The 15,498-nt window shown below is 61.9% G+C and carries 18 protein-coding genes; 11 read left to right on the top strand and 7 right to left on the bottom strand.

Annotation, left to right across the window (positions count from 1 at the left end; translation table 11 throughout):
• The first annotated feature begins 56 nt into the window (after positions 1 to 56).
• From RHIBR816_RS0124180 to RHIBR816_RS0124170, 3 genes are all read left to right on the top strand, one after another.
• Complete coding sequence (locus RHIBR816_RS0124180) at positions 57 to 410, top strand: hypothetical protein (RefSeq protein WP_018239184.1); 354 nt, start codon at positions 57 to 59, stop codon at positions 408 to 410.
• Positions 411 to 637: 227 nt separating this feature from the next.
• Positions 638 to 1,084, top strand: a complete 447-nt coding sequence (locus tag RHIBR816_RS0124175) for a PilZ domain-containing protein (protein WP_018239183.1) — start codon at positions 638 to 640, stop codon at positions 1,082 to 1,084.
• 83 nt (positions 1,085 to 1,167) lie between these two features.
• Positions 1,168 to 2,289 (top strand): pyridoxal phosphate-dependent aminotransferase, encoded by a 1,122-nt coding sequence (locus tag RHIBR816_RS0124170; protein ID WP_018239182.1) that lies wholly within the window; start codon positions 1,168 to 1,170, stop codon positions 2,287 to 2,289.
• A 126-nt stretch (positions 2,290 to 2,415) separates the two neighbouring features.
• Here the strand turns inward: RHIBR816_RS0124170 and RHIBR816_RS0124165 are convergent, their stop codons facing one another.
• Positions 2,416 to 2,682 (bottom strand): sel1 repeat family protein, encoded by a 267-nt coding sequence (locus RHIBR816_RS0124165; protein ID WP_018239181.1) that lies wholly within the window; start codon positions 2,680 to 2,682, stop codon positions 2,416 to 2,418.
• A gap of 573 nt (positions 2,683 to 3,255) precedes the next feature.
• Between RHIBR816_RS0124165 and RHIBR816_RS0124160 the strand changes: the two genes are divergently transcribed.
• On the top strand, positions 3,256 to 3,597 hold the full coding sequence (locus RHIBR816_RS0124160; protein ID WP_026187375.1) for a DUF2147 domain-containing protein: 342 nt from the start codon (positions 3,256 to 3,258) through the stop codon (positions 3,595 to 3,597).
• Between the two features lie 155 nt (positions 3,598 to 3,752).
• On the opposite strand, the gene RHIBR816_RS0124155 is transcribed toward RHIBR816_RS0124160, so the two are convergent.
• Entirely contained in the window at positions 3,753 to 4,454 is a 702-nt protein-coding gene (locus RHIBR816_RS0124155; RefSeq protein ID WP_018239179.1) for a glutathione S-transferase family protein, read from the bottom strand.
• 175 nt (positions 4,455 to 4,629) lie between these two features.
• On the opposite strand from RHIBR816_RS0124155, the gene RHIBR816_RS36400 reads away from it, so the two are divergent.
• The 4 genes from RHIBR816_RS36400 to RHIBR816_RS0124135 all read left to right on the top strand — a co-directional run bounded on the left by RHIBR816_RS36400 (position 4,630) and on the right by RHIBR816_RS0124135 (position 7,008).
• Positions 4,630 to 4,803 (top strand): hypothetical protein, encoded by a 174-nt coding sequence (locus RHIBR816_RS36400; RefSeq protein WP_012707384.1) that lies wholly within the window; start codon positions 4,630 to 4,632, stop codon positions 4,801 to 4,803.
• 11 nt (positions 4,804 to 4,814) lie between these two features.
• Positions 4,815 to 4,988 carry a hypothetical protein gene (locus RHIBR816_RS36395; RefSeq protein WP_018239178.1) on the top strand — a complete coding sequence of 58 codons (174 nt, stop codon included), beginning with the start codon at positions 4,815 to 4,817 and terminating at the stop codon, positions 4,986 to 4,988.
• Positions 4,989 to 5,119: 131 nt separating this feature from the next.
• The gene (locus RHIBR816_RS0124140) at positions 5,120 to 5,440 is read left to right on the top strand and encodes a YnfA family protein (protein WP_026187374.1); all 321 of its coding nucleotides are present in this window, start codon (positions 5,120 to 5,122) and stop codon (positions 5,438 to 5,440) included.
• Between the two features lie 65 nt (positions 5,441 to 5,505).
• The gene (locus RHIBR816_RS0124135; protein ID WP_018239176.1) at positions 5,506 to 7,008 is read left to right on the top strand and encodes an AMP nucleosidase; all 1,503 of its coding nucleotides are present in this window, start codon (positions 5,506 to 5,508) and stop codon (positions 7,006 to 7,008) included.
• A gap of 6 nt (positions 7,009 to 7,014) precedes the next feature.
• Here RHIBR816_RS0124135 and RHIBR816_RS0124130 read toward each other — a convergent pair whose 3' ends face one another.
• Positions 7,015 to 7,971 (bottom strand): lysylphosphatidylglycerol synthase domain-containing protein, encoded by a 957-nt coding sequence (locus RHIBR816_RS0124130; protein ID WP_018239175.1) that lies wholly within the window; start codon positions 7,969 to 7,971, stop codon positions 7,015 to 7,017.
• A gap of 97 nt (positions 7,972 to 8,068) precedes the next feature.
• Between RHIBR816_RS0124130 and RHIBR816_RS0124125 the strand changes: the two genes are divergently transcribed.
• Together RHIBR816_RS0124125 and RHIBR816_RS0124120 are read left to right on the top strand one after the other, a co-directional pair.
• Entirely contained in the window at positions 8,069 to 9,088 is a 1,020-nt protein-coding gene (locus tag RHIBR816_RS0124125) for a glycosyltransferase family 2 protein (protein WP_018239174.1), read from the top strand.
• On the top strand, positions 9,081 to 10,565 hold the full coding sequence (locus RHIBR816_RS0124120) for a glycosyltransferase family 39 protein (protein ID WP_018239173.1): 1,485 nt from the start codon (positions 9,081 to 9,083) through the stop codon (positions 10,563 to 10,565). Before RHIBR816_RS0124125 ends, RHIBR816_RS0124120 begins: the two co-directional genes overlap by 8 nt.
• Before the next feature lie 12 nt (positions 10,566 to 10,577).
• On the opposite strand, the gene RHIBR816_RS0124115 is transcribed toward RHIBR816_RS0124120, so the two are convergent.
• Together RHIBR816_RS0124115 and RHIBR816_RS0124110 are read right to left on the bottom strand one after the other, a co-directional pair.
• Positions 10,578 to 11,480 carry a diacylglycerol kinase family protein gene (locus RHIBR816_RS0124115; protein ID WP_018239172.1) on the bottom strand — a complete coding sequence of 301 codons (903 nt, stop codon included), beginning with the start codon at positions 11,478 to 11,480 and terminating at the stop codon, positions 10,578 to 10,580.
• A gap of 128 nt (positions 11,481 to 11,608) precedes the next feature.
• Positions 11,609 to 12,079 carry an Lrp/AsnC family transcriptional regulator gene (locus RHIBR816_RS0124110; RefSeq protein WP_018239171.1) on the bottom strand — a complete coding sequence of 157 codons (471 nt, stop codon included), beginning with the start codon at positions 12,077 to 12,079 and terminating at the stop codon, positions 11,609 to 11,611.
• A 145-nt stretch (positions 12,080 to 12,224) separates the two neighbouring features.
• On the opposite strand from RHIBR816_RS0124110, the gene RHIBR816_RS0124105 reads away from it, so the two are divergent.
• Positions 12,225 to 13,127, top strand: coding sequence for a DMT family transporter (locus RHIBR816_RS0124105; RefSeq protein WP_018239170.1), 903 nt, complete (start codon positions 12,225 to 12,227; stop codon positions 13,125 to 13,127).
• A gap of 73 nt (positions 13,128 to 13,200) precedes the next feature.
• Here RHIBR816_RS0124105 and RHIBR816_RS0124100 read toward each other — a convergent pair whose 3' ends face one another.
• Both RHIBR816_RS0124100 and RHIBR816_RS0124095 read right to left on the bottom strand, forming a co-directional pair.
• Positions 13,201 to 14,088: a proline/glycine betaine ABC transporter permease gene (locus RHIBR816_RS0124100; RefSeq protein WP_018239169.1), complete on the bottom strand. Its 888-nt coding sequence runs from the start codon at positions 14,086 to 14,088 to the stop codon at positions 13,201 to 13,203.
• A 202-nt stretch (positions 14,089 to 14,290) separates the two neighbouring features.
• Positions 14,291 to 15,289, bottom strand: a complete 999-nt coding sequence (locus RHIBR816_RS0124095; RefSeq protein WP_018239168.1) for an ABC transporter substrate-binding protein — start codon at positions 15,287 to 15,289, stop codon at positions 14,291 to 14,293.
• Positions 15,290 to 15,498: the final 209 nt, after the last annotated feature.

Here is a 15,498-nt window from a genome sequence, read left to right as displayed (position 1 = left end):
GCCGCGAATTTGCTGGCATGCGGTGCGGAGATGACAGCTATTTCCCGGACCCTGCCATGTCGATGATCATGCATCTCGCGCAAGGAAAGCCCGGCCAGTCGGCCGTTGCCTATCCGCATTTTCATATAGAGCGCCCCTGCCCCATTCTCGTCATCGGCAGTCAGTTGAAGGCGAAGACCAAATATCACGCCCTTCTCCGGCACATATCTATCTGTGGCGCCTTGCTCGACTTCAACGCCGCAGTCCTTCTGCCGAGACACTTTTTTCTGGAGATCGACAGCGTCCAGGAGGAGATCGGCTGTGCCGAGGTGTACCGCAACGGCGCCGAGCTCGGCGTGCGTTTCAACATGCTGCTGGCGCACGAGTTTCTCAGCCGGCTGATTCGAGTCCAGTTCTCGAGCGGGCTCTGAATGCGCCCAGCTACTGGTCGAATTGCGTTCATTCGATTCTTATTGAATATCTTCAAGCGATTGCAAGATTGCTGAGGGAAACTGATGCCCGACCTTCCAGACGCCTCGCCGTCCTCGGAAGGTACCGGCAAATGATTTGCCTGAATCTGGCGAAACTCCTTTGGGCTCGGCAAGCGGGAAACCGCACGGCGCCCCTCGCGAGTACCGCGATCACCGGAGCATGACGCATGCTGCAGTCGACCATGTATTCGCTTGCCCCATCGCTGCTTTACGAGCGGCGCTACGAACGTTTCGCGATCGGACATGCCGCAACGCTTATGTCCGTGCGGCCAGCCCTTGGCGGGGTGTCGATACACGCCTGCAAAATGATCGATATCTCACGCGGTGGAGCGAGTTTCTCCGTCAGCACGACGATCGGCCTGTCTCAGCACTATTATCTCCATATCGTGGGCACAAATTTCCGGATCGGCTGCGCCGAGGTTCATCGCAGGGACAACCGCATAGGGGTGCAATTCATCAAGGCCATCGACGAAACGTTGCTGCACCAAATCGTGCGCCACGAATTCTTCACCGGACAGGCCGGCAACGTTAAGACTGCTGGAACCGGGCCGGGCGCCGGCCGTCTTACCCCGCCGCGGCCGCCGGTTGCCTTGCCGCGGGGTGGCAGACCCTGACCGATGCGCCTTTTGCGCATTCCGTTCGCCGTTTCAATGCGATAAGTTCCGCGGCGCTTTCGAACGGAGCTCAGGTTTTCCAAATGTCCGCATTCTCGCGTTTCACGCCGCTCATCCAATCCCTGCCTGCCACGATTCCCTTTGTCGGCCCGGAAGCGATCGAGAGGCAGCGCGGCCGCGAAATCGCCGCTCGCATTGGCGCCAACGAGAGCGGATTCGGGCCGGCCGGTTCCGTGTTCCTCGCCATCCAGAAGGCCGCCAGCGAGACTTGGAAATATGCCGACCCCGAAAATTACGACCTGAGACAGGCGCTGGCGGCGCATCTCGGCACATCGCCCGCCCATATTGCCGTCGGCGAGGGAATCGATGGTCTGCTCGGGCAGATTGTCCGCCTCGTCGTCGAGCAGGGCACGCCGGTGGTCACTTCGTTCGGCGCCTATCCGACCTTCAACTATCACGTTGCCGGACATGGCGGCCGGCTCGTCACCGTACCTTACGTCGACGATCGCGAAGACCTCGATGGCCTCCTCGCCGCGGTCGAGCGCGAGAAGGCGCCGCTCGTCTATCTTGCCAATCCCGACAATCCGATGGGGAGCTGGTGGCCGGCCGAGCGCGTCATCGCGTTCGCGGCCGGCCTGCCCGAAACGACGCTGCTGATCCTCGACGAAGCCTATTGCGAGACGGCCCCGCCCGAGGCGCTGCCGTCGATCGAGAGCCTGATCGACCGGCCGAACGTCATCCGCACACGCACCTTCTCCAAGGCCTATGGCCTCGCCGGCGCGCGCGTCGGCTATGCGCTGGCAACGCCCGGGACCGCACAGGCCTTCGACAAGATCCGCAACCATTTCGGCATGAATCGAATCGGTGTGGCCGCGGCGCTCGCCGCGCTTTCCGATCAGCAATATCTGAAAGACGTGACACAGCGGATCGCGGCGTCGCGCAACCGAATCGCCATCATTGCGCGTGGAAACGGGCTTCTGCCGCTACCCTCGGCGACGAATTTCGTCGCCGTCGACTGCGGGCGGGATGCAGCCCATGCCCGGGCGATCGTCGACCGGCTGATGAGCGATCACGGCATCTTCATCCGCATGCCGGGCGTCGCGCCGCTCAATCGCTGCATCCGGATCAGCACCGGCCCCGACGCCGAGATGGAATTGCTCGAGGCCGCCCTGCCCGTAGTTCTCAAGAGCTTCGCCGAAGGCTAGCTGGACCGTAGCGGCCTACTGCATGTTTCCTTAAATCGTAACCGATTTAAGGAAACATGCAGTAATTCAAAGTGCTACAGCGTCCTTTGTGCGTCTGATAAGACGCACGGCGCTGTAGACGGCATTTCAGTGCACGGTCATCCATTCGCGTGCAGCGCGCAGGGCAGCGGCAAGATCCGTCTTGCTCATTGTCGCCGCAAGGTCGGCGCGGAGATCGGCGGCGCGGTCCGAGCCCTTGATGGCGGCGATGTTCAGCCACTTGTGGGCGGCGACCAGATCGACCGGCCGGCCGCGGCCGGTCGCATAGGCAAGTCCCATTTCGCAAAGAATGTCGGCCCGGTTTTCGCCACCCATTGCCGCATCCGACGTGATCTCGAAGTCAAAGCGTGCCATTGTCTTGTCCCTGTCGTTCTTTGTTGGTTCAGCCGAAGCGGCACGCCCTTGGGGCGCACCGAGCTTCAGTTGCTGCTTTGTTGTCCCTGTTTCACTCTTGCCTCTTGGCGGGCTTTCCGGTGACGCGCCGTCTTTTGCGGCGTCGGCATCGGCTGATTTGGCGGGGTGTCGTCTCCGCTCGTCTTATGGGTTCGAGTATGCCCGGTGGCTTTCAATGCACGCTTAAAATGCATGCTTAATTTGACACAAACAAAGTTCAAACACTTGGTAAACTTGGGTTTTCGTTAAGCATCGGAGCGCCTGCAGCGGCGGCAGTCCGGCTCAAAATTTACGGAAAATTCAATCTCGGATTTCAACCAATCGCTAACCAAATACAAACTTGCCTTGTCGACCGCTGCAGAGTTTTCGCAGCCAAACCGGGTTTGCGAGATGGTCATTTTCGCGGTGCGTGGCTTATTTACCTTTACGTACGCGTAAGCTACTGTGCGGCGCTCGGCCGACGAGGAGGTCGCCGATACGAAAAATCCAGATCGCGGGCGGCTGGCGCCGACCGTCGCCAAGGGAGGACATTGAATGATTCGAACTTTGCTCGTCAGCGCGGCGCTCAGCTTAGGAGCCGTGGGAACGACCTTTGCCGCCGAACCGATTGTCGGCAACTGGAAAACAGCGAGCGGAGCCACGGCCGAAATCGCCCCGTGCGGCGGAGCCTTCTGCGTCACGCTGAAGACGGGCAAGCACGCCGGCAAGCGCATCGGCAACCTTGCCGGAACCGATGGCAGCTACAGCGGCGATATCACCGATCCGGAGAACGACAAGACCTATAGCGGCTCGGGTTCGGTCGACGGCAATTCGCTGAAGATGAAGGGCTGCGTGCTGAAGGTGCTGTGCAAGTCGCAGACCTGGACGCGGCTTTAGCGCATCGGCCCGAAAATCGGAATCGATTTTCGGAAAGCACGATGCGTGGATTCAAAGTGCTACAGCGTCCTTTGCACGTCTGAAAAGACGCGCGGCGCTGTAGCTCTTCCAGAATTGCGCGAGGGCGGCCTGCCGCGACCTCCCTCGCGTTCATTTCAGCGAGCGCGCTGCCCGAACAGGATCTTCTGCGCTTCCTTGTCTTCGGCAAGGCTCTTCTGCCGGGCCCGCTCTTCCTTGCCGACCTCGATCCCCTTCTGCACTGCGCTTCGGGCGAGCATCGTGTCGAACCAGCGCTTAAGGTTCGGGAAATCGTTGAGATCCTGGCCCTGGTTCTCATGCGGAATCACCCAACCGATTGCCGCCATGTCGGCGATCGAATAGTCGTCGGCGAGGAACGGCCGATCTGCCAGCCGTTTGTTCATCACGCCATAGAGGCGGTTCACTTCATTGGTGTAGCGGTCGATTCCGTATTGGATCGTCTCCGGCGCATATTGCCGGAAATGATGGGCCTGCCCCGCCATAGGGCCTAACCCGCCAACCTGCCAAAAGAGCCATTGCTCGACGTCGGCACGGGCGCGCTCGTCCGCCGGATAGAACTTCCCGTATTTCCGGCCGAGATATTGCAGGATCGCACCGGATTCGAAGATCGCGATAGGTTCGCCGCCCGGCCCGTCCGGATCGACGATGGCCGGCATGCGGTTGTTTGGCGAGATCCTCAGGAAATCCGGCGCGAACTGATCGCCCCGGCCGATATTGATGTACTTGACCACATAGGGAACGCCGAGCTCCTCCAGCATGATGGTGATCTTCCAGCCGTTCGGTGTCGGCCAGTAATAGAGCTCGATGGGAGCGGGCATAGCAGGTCTCTCCTGAGGTTGCGGGCACACAGACGTAGGAACGGACTCCGGCGCCGGCAAGACCGCGTCGCTCAAGATGAACGGCAGATGAACGGGCATCTCAGCAAGAATTCAGTTTGGTTGTGCGAAAAGACGCTCAATCGATTTGAACGCGCTCCAGCCCACGGACGGAACAATGGACATTCTCGCTCGCCGCCTCACCATCATCAGCCTGTTGATGGTCGTCTTCGCCATGTCGCTCGCCGCCGCCGTCGGCGCCGATACGGAGCGTCGCCGCCAAAACACCTATATCGGCTCTCTGACCGACTGCACCGCGCACACCGCGCAATATTGCCAAGCCAAGCTGTAGGGAACGCTCAAATGACCGCCCTCGTCGCTTCGGCCATCCTCTCGCTTCGGCTCCTGATGCTCACGGGCCTGCTGATGGCACCGATCGGGGCGCTCGCTTACAACAAGGCCACCGGCGCCGGCATCGGCAGGCATGGCGCCGGCCTCGTCCTCTTCGTCACGCTGCAGCGCCAGGCGATGAGCTGATCGTCATCGGGGCCGACCGAGGCTGAAATTCTGGCGCGCCCACGCCGCAGAGGGGCCGGAACCGAAATTTCCTCTTGCACATGTCGTGACTCTTCGCTCCCTTCCGGATCGAAAGGTCCATCATGATGCCCCTGCCCGCATTCGCTTTATATTCAATCGCCGCGCTCGCCGAAATTGCCGGATGTTTTGCCTTCTGGGCGTGGCTCCGGCTCGGCAAGTCCTTTTGGTGGCTCGTTCCCGGAATGGGGTCGCTGGCGCTCTTTGCCTGGCTCCTGACGATGATCGATGTGCCGGCGGCCGGGCGCGCCTACGCCGCCTATGGTGGCGTCTACATTACCGCTTCGCTCGCCTGGCTCTGGCTCGCCGAGGGCGTGCGGCCCGACCGCTGGGACCTGACCGGCATGGCCGTGGCGCTCGTCGGCGCGACGATCATTCTCGCCGGGCCACGCTGAACGGCCTGAAATCGAACTCCATATCTTGTCGTTTGCTTGTCAGATGTCGCAGCCTATAATGCGCCATGGACACACGAATCTCTTCAAACTCTATCCTCTCCGTCGCCACCCCTGAAGCCTTCGAGCCGCAAACCTTCGATGATCCGGCTGCAGCCGTCGATTGCTTGCAGGCCCTTTACGAGCGCAACACCCGGTTCCTCTGCGAGGCTTTCGAGGGGCTGGGCAAGAACGGCCGGTCGCTCACGCGTTTCCGCGCCTGCTACCCGCAGGTGAGCATCGAGACGAGCAGCTTTGGCCATGTCGATTCCCGGCTTTCCTTCGGTTATGTCAGCGCGCCCGGCGTCTACACGACGACGATCACGCGACCGCGACTCTTCCGTCACTATCTGAAGGAGCAGTTCGGCCATCTGATGCGCAATCACGGCGTCGGCGTCACCGTATCGGAATCGTCGACACCTATCCCCCTGCACTTCGCTTTCGGCGAGAACGCCCATGTGGAGGCGTCGGCGGCCGAGACGATCGACATTCCGCTGCGCGACCTCTTCGATGCGCCCGACCTGACGACGACGGACGACGAGATCGCCAACGGCTCCTATGAGCCCGGGCCGGGCGAGCCCTCGCCGCTCGCACCGTTCACGGCGCAGCGCATCGATTATTCGCTGGCCCGTCTCAGCCACTACACGGCAACCAGTGCTACGCATTTCCAGAACTTCGTGCTCTTCACGAACTACCAGTTCTATGTCGACGAGTTCTGCGCCTGGGCACGCCAGCAGATGGCCGAAGGCGGCAACGGCTACATGGCCTTCGTGGAGCCCGGCAACATCCTCACGCCGGCGGGCGCCGACAAGCCCGAGACCGACTATACGCTCGCCCGCCTGCCGCAGATGCCGGCCTACCACCTGAAGAAAAAGGGCCACGGCGGCATCACGCTCGTCAATATCGGCGTCGGCCCATCCAATGCCAAGACGATCACCGACCATATTGCCGTGCTGAGACCGCATGTCTGGCTGATGCTCGGCCATTGCGCCGGGCTCCGCAACAGCCAGCGGCTCGGCGATTACGTTCTGGCGCACGCCTATATGCGCGAGGATCACGTGCTCGACGACGATCTGCCGGTGTGGATCCCCCTGCCCGCGCTGGCGGAGGTTCAGGTCGCCCTGCAGGATGCGGTGGCGGAAGTGACCGGTTATCAGGGCTACGATCTCAAGCGGATCATGCGCACCGGCACGGTCGCGACGATCGACAACCGCAACTGGGAGCTGCGCGACCAGCGAGGGCCCGTCAAGCGCCTCTCGCAGGCCCGCGCCATCGCGCTCGACATGGAATCGGCGACGATCGCCGCCAACGGCTTCCGCTTCCGGGTGCCTTACGGAACGCTGCTGTGCGTTTCCGACAAGCCGCTGCACGGGGAATTGAAGCTGCCCGGCATGGCGACGGCCTTCTACCGCACGCAGGTGAGCCAGCACCTGAAGATCGGCATCCTGGCACTGCAGAAACTCGCCGCCATGCCGCCGGAGAAGCTGCATTCGCGCAAGCTCAGAAGCTTCTACGAGACGTCGTTCCAGTAGGGCGCGTCACGGCTTCGGCCGCAACACCAGCGAAAGCAGCGTGCCGGCCACGGCCGAGACAATGATGAGCAAGTGGGCATTGACGCTGGCGCGCCCCAGGGTCTCGAGCGCGGCCTTGCCGCCGGCGGCGCCGAAGGAAACCGCCCCGGCAACGATCGCTGCCGCATAGGTGCCGACACCGGCGGGCGCGTGCACGGGAAGAACCGAAGAGAGCTCTCCCCCAAGCGCACCGCCGAACGCGGCGGCAAGCGGCGCGACGCCCATGATAGCGAGCACCCACGCGAGCACCGCGACCTTCACCCCCCAGTTCAGAATCGTCATCGCCGAGGCGCGCAGGAACGCCGGTATATTCGCCGGTAAACCCGCCTCGATCTCGTCGACATGGTGCATGAACTTCGCCGGTGCGACGCGGCGCAGCCAGCGAAGAATCCTGGCCTTGAGCAGGAAGAATGCGAGCGGCGCGACGAATGCCAGAGTCCAAACCAGCCATGCGACCATCTGATTGGCGCGGCCGATGACCAGCCCTACCGCCGCGACGGTGAGCAGCGCATGCAGGTCCAACAGCCGCATGACGAGAAGCGCCGACGTTCCGCGCAGCAGCGGAACGCCGAATTCGGCGCGCATGAGCAGCGGAAAGCTCGTCTCGCCGGCCCTGAAGGGCAGCATGATATTGAGAAGATTGTGGACCTGCGTCACGCGAAAGAGCGACAGGAATTGGCCGGCGGTCTGCTCCGGAAAATAGTCGTAGATACGGTAGCAGCGGACGACGTAGGTCGAGATGAGAAGACCGAGCGCGGCGAGCACGGACGAAAAACCAATCTCGGCCCATTGCCGCAACAGGACCGACCATCCCCAGACCCACTCGACGAAGACGGCATAAGCCGCTATGGCCGCCGCGGAAATCAATGCCATGCGGTGGCGCGCGAGCCACAGGCGCCGGCTGAACTGCCAGTCCGAATTCATGAGATACCGATTTCCTGTACGGAGCCACGCAATTGAGCGTTGGTTATCACCGTTAACTGTGCAAGAAAACCGGCGACGGCATATCGGAGACACCGCCTTGACACACATAGAAGAACCTCTGACGGCATCGACAGGCGTCAAGGAGGCGATCGAACTGTCCATTGTCGTGCCGGTGTTCAACGAGGAGGACAGCGTCGGGCCCCTCGTTACCCGCATCCGGGAGGCCATGGCCGGTTTCCATCGATCCTGGGAATTGATCCTGGTGGATGACGGCAGCACCGACCGGACCTTGCCGAATGCCCGCAACGAGCTTCTACGGTCGGACCTGAACTTGAAGATCATCGAGCTCCAAAAGAATTTCGGCCAGACCGCGGCCATGCAGGCCGGAATCGACGCCGCCTCCGGCCGGCTGATCGCGACGCTCGACGGTGACCTGCAGAACGACCCAAACGATATCCCTCATATGGTTGCCGCGATCGAGGAACGCGAACTCGACCTCTTGGTCGGGTGGCGGCAAAACCGTCGGGACGGCCTGCTGCTCAGAAAAGTTCCCTCATGGTGCGCAAACTTCCTGATCGGCAAGATCACCGGCGTGAAGCTTCATGATTACGGTTGCAGTCTCAAGGTCTATCGCAGCGCGATCATCAAGCAGGTCAAGCTGATGGGGGAGATGCACCGCTTCATTCCGGCCTGGGTCGCCGGCGTCGTGCCGAGCAGCCGAATCGGCGAGATGCCCGTAACGCACCACGCCCGGCACTTCGGCGCGTCGAAATATGGTATCTCGCGCACGTTCCGTGTGATCCTCGACCTGCTCGCCGTTCTGTTCTTCATGCGCTACAAGGCGCGCCCCGGCCACTTCTTCGGCTCGATCGGGCTTGCGACCGGGGGTTTCAGCGCCCTCATCCTGCTCTATCTTGCGATCGACAAATTCATCTTCGGCAATGACATCGGTGCCCGACCGATGCTGATCGTCGGCGTCATGCTGTTCCTGTCCTCCGTCCAGCTCATCACCACCGGCATTCTCGCGGAAATGATGGCACGTGCCTATTTCCGCGACGACGATACGGCGAGCTACATCGTTCGCCAGGTCTTCGGGCAGGACCAGCCGCATGCGTGACATCGTCGACCGGCGGCCGAACCTGGTGTTCATCGCGCTGGCCGGCTATTTCCTGCTGTGTATCGCGCTCCGTCTCGCCGCCTCGCCTTCGCTCGAGATCGACGAGGCGGAACAGGCCTTCCTGTCGCAATTCCTGCAGCTCGGATACGGGCCGCAACCGCCGTTCTACAATTGGCTTCAATACGGGCTGGCGCAGTTGATCGGCACGTCGGTCGCGACAATGTCCATGCTCAAGAACGGCCTCCTGTTCCTGTGCTGCCTTTTCTACGGCCTCGCGGCGCAGCTCGTCCTCAAGGACCGGCGCCTGTCGGCGATCGCGATGTTTGGCGTCTTGAGCCTGCCGCCGGTTTTCCTGCTCGCGCAGCGCGATCTCTCCCATACGGTTGCCGCGCTCTTCGCCGTTTCGCTCTTCCTCTACGGTTTTCTGCGGACGCTGAAGCGCCCGAGCCTCTTTTCGTATCTGTTGACGGGCGTCGCCGTCGGCATCGGCGTGATCTCGAAATATAATTTCGTCCTCGTGCCGATCGCTGCGATCCTCGCGGTGCTTCCCGAACCCGAGCTGCGCAAGCGCATCTTCGATTGGCGCATCCTGGCGGCGATCGGCATTGCCGGCGTCATCGCCCTGCCGCATGGATTATGGGTGTTTCAGAATCTCGACGATGCGTCGTCGGGCACATTGAACGAGATGAAGGAACGTGAGGCAGAGGGGCGCCTGATGCAGGCGTTTCACGGCGTCTTCGCACTGGCTTCGGCGACGATCGGCGGCAGTCTCGTTACCCTGCTCGTCTTCGGCCTCGTCTTCCGCGACAAGGCAGGGCCGATCTGGCAGGCGGAAAGCCAATGGACCCGCATCCTGGGGCGCATGATCGCGATTTGCCTTCTCGGCGTCCTGCTTGTCGTTCTCGGCGTGGCTGCGACCCATGTCCGCGAAAAATGGCTGGTTCTCTTTCTGGTCCTGCTGCCGCTCTATCTCTGCCTCAAGGTCGAGGCGGCGAAGATCGATCCGGCACCGGGCTTCAGACGCTTCGTGCCGCTGATCGCATGCATTGTCCTGGGCGCTCTCGTCGTCGTTTCCGCCCGGGCCGTGGTGCGCCCCTGGTTCGGCGACTATTCGAAATTGAACATCCCCTACGCGGCCTTTGTCGAAGAGGTCGTGAAAACCGAAGGCCGGCCGCCTGCGCTTGTGCTGACCAACGACCGGCAGATTGCCGGCAATATCCGGACGCGGCTTGCCGACGCTTCCGTCGTGATCCCGCATCTTTCGGGCATGCAGGCGGCCGACGCCACGAAGCGGCCGCTGCTGGTCGTCTGGCGTGATGAAGCAAACCCGGCCCCGCTTCCCGCCACGCTGAACGAGGCTCTCAAGGCATCCGGCGTCGCGGAATCGGCAGTGAACCCGCGCAAGCTTGAACTGCCTTATATCTATGCGTCCGGAGCGGATCGTTACGGGTTCAGCTATATCTGGGTGGGCGATTAGGCTGCGCGGACGCTATTCGGCGCCGACGAGCAACTTCAGTTCGCCCGGGTGGACGCGGAGGGCGACATCGCGTCGCTGGATCGGCAGCAGCTCGCCGTCGATGACACAGTTGATCTTGCGCTCGACCTTGGGAAAATGCAGATCGACCGCCAACGCGCTCATCTCGGTGATCAATGGGCTGGCCCGGAATCGGCCGCGCAGAATGTCGGAAGCGAGCTTTGCGACGCCCGCAGGGCTTAGCGGTGGGGCCGTGTAGAAACCGAGGTGCCCGGCCGTCACATCCTCCGCATACATCAGCGTTGCATGGCCGAAATGGTTGTTCGAAACCGAAATCTGCGACACGTGGCGGAGCTCGCGGTGACCGTCGGCATCGAACTCGATCTCGAAATCCGGGGGGTTGAAGATCACGCCGACGGCAGCGCGCACGCTGGCGCCGATCTTGCCGGGGCGCGAGGCGAACTTGTAGGATTCGCGATAGCGCACCATGCGGGCATGCAGTCCCATCGAAAACTGATGCACGAAAGCCCGGCCGTCGGCGCTGCCGATATCGCCATCGATAATCCGGCCGTGGGCGAGGACCTCGGGCACCTTCCAGATATCGAGCGGCAGTTTCAGGGAGCGGGCGAACAGGTTCATCGTTCCCGCCGGTATGACACCGAGCGGCATGCCGGTTCGCCAGGCAACGCCTGCCGCGGCGGAGATCGTGCCGTCGCCGCCGCCGGCGATGATCGCATCGAGGTCATCGCGCCGGCAGGCCGCCTCCAGCGCCCGCGGGATATCGCTCGCAGCCACCACGGCAATTTCAATCTCATGGCCGGCAGCGCGAAAGACCTCCTCAACCCTGCTGCCATAAGCGTCCATATCCGTGGTGCGGAAAGTACCCCCATCCTGATTGAAGATGGCCTTGACCCTCAAGAATTGCCCTTTCTGTCCAGAAACCTTTCAGCTCCTGAGATAAGCGCAGCGGCGGGGGATTCCAGAGGACGCGCTCAAAGACTTTCGCCGACGGTCCCCGGCGGACCGCAACGGTCCGGTACAGTTGCTTAGAGGGAAGGCAGCTTCAGGGGGCCGGCGGTCTTGATCGTCCGGATGGCGAAATTCGAGCGAATGTCCGTTACCCCCGGCAGGGTCAGCAAGGTTTCTGTAAGCAGCCTCTCATAGGCCGATAGGTCCTCCACGACCACTTCGGCCAGGAAATCCGCGTTGCCGGAAATCAGGAAGCAGGAGACCACCTCCGGTATGGTAAGCAACGCCTCCTGCTGCTGCCGCGCGTTTTCCTGGCTGTGCTGGCCGACCTTGATCTCGACGAAGACCGTCAGCCCCAGCCCGACCTCCTTGCGGTCGATATCGGCGCGGTAGCCACGCAGCACGCCCGACTTCTCCAGATTGCGGATGCGCCGCAGGCAGGGGGATGGCGAGAGATTGATTCGCTCGGCGATCTCGACATTGGTCGCGCGTGCATCCTCCTGCAGGACCTTGAGGATGGCGATATCGAATTTGTCGAGTTTTGGCATAATAGAATTACTTCCAACAATCGATTGGCAGAACATTGCTCAGGATATCTCAATCGAGGCACAGATAGCAAGGACATGCCACCGGCTTCAGCGCTAGGTTCACTCATCCGAACATACCTCGCCACGAAGTTGGAGGAACAGGACAATGGTTGCACTGACACTCGATCGCCATTCCGAATCGCCCGCCGCCGGCTATGCCGGTGCCTTTGTCACGGTGATGATCTGGGCAGGCTGGATCCTCGCCACCCGGCACACAGCAGGAACCAGCCTCGGCACCATCGACCTCGGGCTCATTCGCTATGGGATACCGGCGCTGGTGCTCGCTCCGGTCTGGCTGAAAACGGGTCTCATCCCGAAGGGCTTGCCACTGACGCTTCTCGTCCTGATGGTCGGTGGATCGGGCGCCCTGTTCTTCCAGGTGGCGGCGTTCGCCATCCATGCGACGCCGGCGGCCTCGGTCGGCGTGCTGCTCGGAGGCTCGATGCCGCTCGCGACGGCAATCATCGGGGTGACGCTGTTTCGGGAGCGTCCGGACCGTATGCGGATCCTCGGCTTTGCGGCGATCATCATTGGCATGGCGATCCTGCTTGTTCGCAGCCTCGGCGCCGCGGACGCGCCGGTCTCAGCCGGTTACCTGCTGCTGCCTGCCGCCGCCGTGCTCTGGGCGACCTATACGCACGCCTTCCGCCGTTCGGGCCTGAACCCGCTTGAAGGCGGCGCCCTCATCGCCGTCTGGTCGTTCCTCATCCATGTCGTCCTGGCGCTCGTCTTCGGCAGCACGCTGCAGAGTGTCCCCACGCCGGAGATCGGTCTGCAAGTGATGAGCCAGGGCGTTTTTTCCGGTCTGATCGCGACGCTTGCCTACGGCCTCGCCGTCCAGCGTCTCGGCGGCACGCAGGCGGCTGCCTTTACGGCCCTGACGCCGGTGCTCGCAGTGATTGGCGGCGGCATGCTTCTTGGCGAGGCGATCGGCCCGTTCGAGATTGCCGCAGCTATCATCACGGCCGCGGGCGTCGCGCTCTCGACCGGCATCTTTTCGCGCGCATAGCTCGCCCACAGGCAAACGGCCCGGGACGATGGGTCCCGGGCCGCTGTTCTTTTCCGCAATCAGCAGTCCCGTGTCAGCCGTGAACGATTTCACGATGCCGCTGCAGGCGGCGGCCATAGGCCTGGCTGACGCGGTCGAAGATGATCGCGATGCCGACGATGGCGAGGCCGTTGAAGATGCCAAGCGTGAAGTACTGGTTGGCGATGGCCTTCAACACCGGCTGGCCGAGACCCTGGACGCCGATCATCGAGGCGATCACGACCATGGCGAGCGCCATCATGATGGTCTGGTTGATGCCGGCCATGATGGTGGGCAGCGCCAGCGGCATCTGCACGTTCTTCAGCTTCTGCCAGCTCGATGAGCCGAAGGCATCCGCCGCCTCGAGGACATCCTTGTCGACCAGACGGATGCCGAGATTGGTCAGACGGATCATCGGCGGGATCGCATAGATGACCACGGCAATCAGGCCGGGCACCTTGCCGATGCCGAGCAGCATCACGACGGGAATGAGATAGACGAAGCTCGGCATCGTCTGCATGACGTCGAGCACCGGATTGACGAGGTTCTGGACGCGGTCGGAGCGCGACATGAGGATGCCGAGCGGAATGCCGATGGCAATGGACAGGACAGTACAGACGAAGATCATCGAGATCGTCTTCATCGTGTCGTCCCACATGTCGAAGTAGCCGATGAGGAGCAGCGTGCCGACGGCGCCTGCGACGACCTTCCAGTTGCGGCTGGCGAACCAGGCGATCAGGCCGATTAAGATCAAGATGATCGGCCAGGGCGTGCGCGTCATGAAACGCTCGGCCTCGATCAGGAAGAACTGCAGCGGATTAAAGAAGGCTTCGATGCCATCGCCATAGGCACGCGTGAATGTGCGGAAGCCTTCGTCGATCGCCTTCTTGAGCTCTCGAAGGCTATCGTCATTCATATGCGGAAATTTGGTCAGCCATTCCATGTCCTGATTCCCCTTTGCAATCGTTCAGGCGGCGCGTCGTTGTTTTTCTTGGCTGCCGCCGACTTTCAAACGCCCAGTGCGCTGTAAACAATGAAACTGCGCAATCTTATTCTCAAACCGACACGCAGTGAACGAATTCCTGCACGCGGCGAAATGAAAACGGCGCGCCGGTATGCGCGCCGTCCGTTGACGAGAGTGTCGATCAGAGGGCAGCCTTGACCTTCTCAGCGACCTCCGGCGAGACCCACTTGGTCCAGATGTCCGGGTTCTCCTCGAGGAAGTGCTTGGCGCCTTCCTCGCCGCTCGCCTGGTTGTCCGTCATCCAGGCCATCAGCTTGTTGACGGTGTCATTCTGCCAGGAGCGGGCCTTGAGGTATTCCATGACCGGGCCGGCACGATCGGCGAAGCCCTTCGTCACAAGCGTCTGGACCTTGTCCTTCGGCCAGTCGTTCTTCTTCGGATCCGGGCAATCGGCGACCGTGTTGCAGCGCTTCCACTCGGCCGCGTCAGCCGGCACGCCGTGGTCGAGCTTCACCATCTCGTATTTGCCGAGCAGTGCCGTCGGGGCCCAGTAATAGCCGACCCAGCCCTGCTTGCGCTCGTAGGCCTTGGCGATCGAACCGTCGAGGCCGGCGGCGGAGCCGGTGTCGACGAGCGTGAAGCCAGCGGCTTCAGCACCGTACGCCTTGTAGAGCTGCGTCGTGACCACCGTGCCGCCCCAGCCTTGCGGACCGTTGAAGACGGCACCCTTGCTCGGATCTTCCGGATCCGGGAAGAGTTCCTTGTGCTTCAGCACGTCGTCGATCGTCTTGATATCGGGATTTGCATCGACGATGTACTTTGGAACCCACCATCCCTGGACGCCGCCGTCCGACAGAGAGAGCGTAGTGCCGACGATCTTGCCCTCTTGAAGACCGCGATTGACGACGTCCGGCAGCAGGTCGACCCAGCCTTCCGGAGCGATGTCCGGCTCGCCCTTTTCGATCATCGAGGTGATCGTCGGCACGGTGTCGCCGACGACGAGCTCGGCGCTGCAGCCATAACCTTCCGTCAGAATGAACTTGTCCACATTCGCCAGCACTTCGGCGCTCTGCCAGTTCATGTTGGCGATCGTCACATCGCCGCACTCCTGCGCCGATGCGGCGCTGCCGAGGCCGAAGAGGCCAACGGCGAGGCATGTTGTAGCAAGAAGTTTTTTCATTTTCGCTTCCCTCTGTTTTGACGGTGTATCCGTGACGAACTGCCAGCCTCACCGCGGCAGCGGACAGCAAATGGATCAGCCCCTCGTCCGGTCCAGAGACCGGATGACGGTCTTCGTCGCCATCAATTCAATACTCCCAATCGATGGCTCGTGTCATTGCTATCGAGTCTCGGAGGGAAGCGCTTGCCCATTTGCGTCAGGGATCGCGT

Source organism: Ensifer sp. BR816 (assembly GCF_000378985.1).
In the GTDB taxonomy this organism is placed as follows: Bacteria; Pseudomonadota; Alphaproteobacteria; order Rhizobiales; family Rhizobiaceae; genus Sinorhizobium.
The sequence above is the reverse complement of the archived record's forward strand: the minus strand, read 5'-3'. Positions and strand labels throughout refer to the sequence as shown.

What these genes read in the sequence shown, in the direction of transcription:
- RHIBR816_RS0124180 (WP_018239184.1), top strand. Translation starts at nt 57, where the DNA reads ATGTCGATGATCATGCATCTCGCGCAAGGAAAGCCCGGCCAGTCGGCC.
- RHIBR816_RS0124175 (WP_018239183.1), top strand. Translation starts at nt 638, where the DNA reads ATGCTGCAGTCGACCATGTATTCGCTTGCCCCATCGCTGCTTTACGAG.
- RHIBR816_RS0124170 (WP_018239182.1), top strand. Translation starts at nt 1,168, where the DNA reads ATGTCCGCATTCTCGCGTTTCACGCCGCTCATCCAATCCCTGCCTGCC.
- RHIBR816_RS0124165 (WP_018239181.1), bottom strand. Translation starts at nt 2,682, where the DNA reads ATGGCACGCTTTGACTTCGAGATCACGTCGGATGCGGCAATGGGTGGC.
- RHIBR816_RS0124160 (WP_026187375.1), top strand. Translation starts at nt 3,256, where the DNA reads ATGATTCGAACTTTGCTCGTCAGCGCGGCGCTCAGCTTAGGAGCCGTG.
- RHIBR816_RS0124155 (WP_018239179.1), bottom strand. Translation starts at nt 4,454, where the DNA reads ATGCCCGCTCCCATCGAGCTCTATTACTGGCCGACACCGAACGGCTGG.
- RHIBR816_RS36400 (WP_012707384.1), top strand. Translation starts at nt 4,630, where the DNA reads ATGGACATTCTCGCTCGCCGCCTCACCATCATCAGCCTGTTGATGGTC.
- RHIBR816_RS36395 (WP_018239178.1), top strand. Translation starts at nt 4,815, where the DNA reads ATGACCGCCCTCGTCGCTTCGGCCATCCTCTCGCTTCGGCTCCTGATG.
- RHIBR816_RS0124135 (WP_018239176.1), top strand. Translation starts at nt 5,506, where the DNA reads ATGGACACACGAATCTCTTCAAACTCTATCCTCTCCGTCGCCACCCCT.
- RHIBR816_RS0124130 (WP_018239175.1), bottom strand. Translation starts at nt 7,971, where the DNA reads ATGAATTCGGACTGGCAGTTCAGCCGGCGCCTGTGGCTCGCGCGCCAC.
- RHIBR816_RS0124120 (WP_018239173.1), top strand. Translation starts at nt 9,081, where the DNA reads ATGCGTGACATCGTCGACCGGCGGCCGAACCTGGTGTTCATCGCGCTG.
- RHIBR816_RS0124110 (WP_018239171.1), bottom strand. Translation starts at nt 12,079, where the DNA reads ATGCCAAAACTCGACAAATTCGATATCGCCATCCTCAAGGTCCTGCAG.
- RHIBR816_RS0124105 (WP_018239170.1), top strand. Translation starts at nt 12,225, where the DNA reads ATGGTTGCACTGACACTCGATCGCCATTCCGAATCGCCCGCCGCCGGC.
- RHIBR816_RS0124100 (WP_018239169.1), bottom strand. Translation starts at nt 14,088, where the DNA reads ATGGAATGGCTGACCAAATTTCCGCATATGAATGACGATAGCCTTCGA.
- RHIBR816_RS0124095 (WP_018239168.1), bottom strand. Translation starts at nt 15,289, where the DNA reads ATGAAAAAACTTCTTGCTACAACATGCCTCGCCGTTGGCCTCTTCGGC.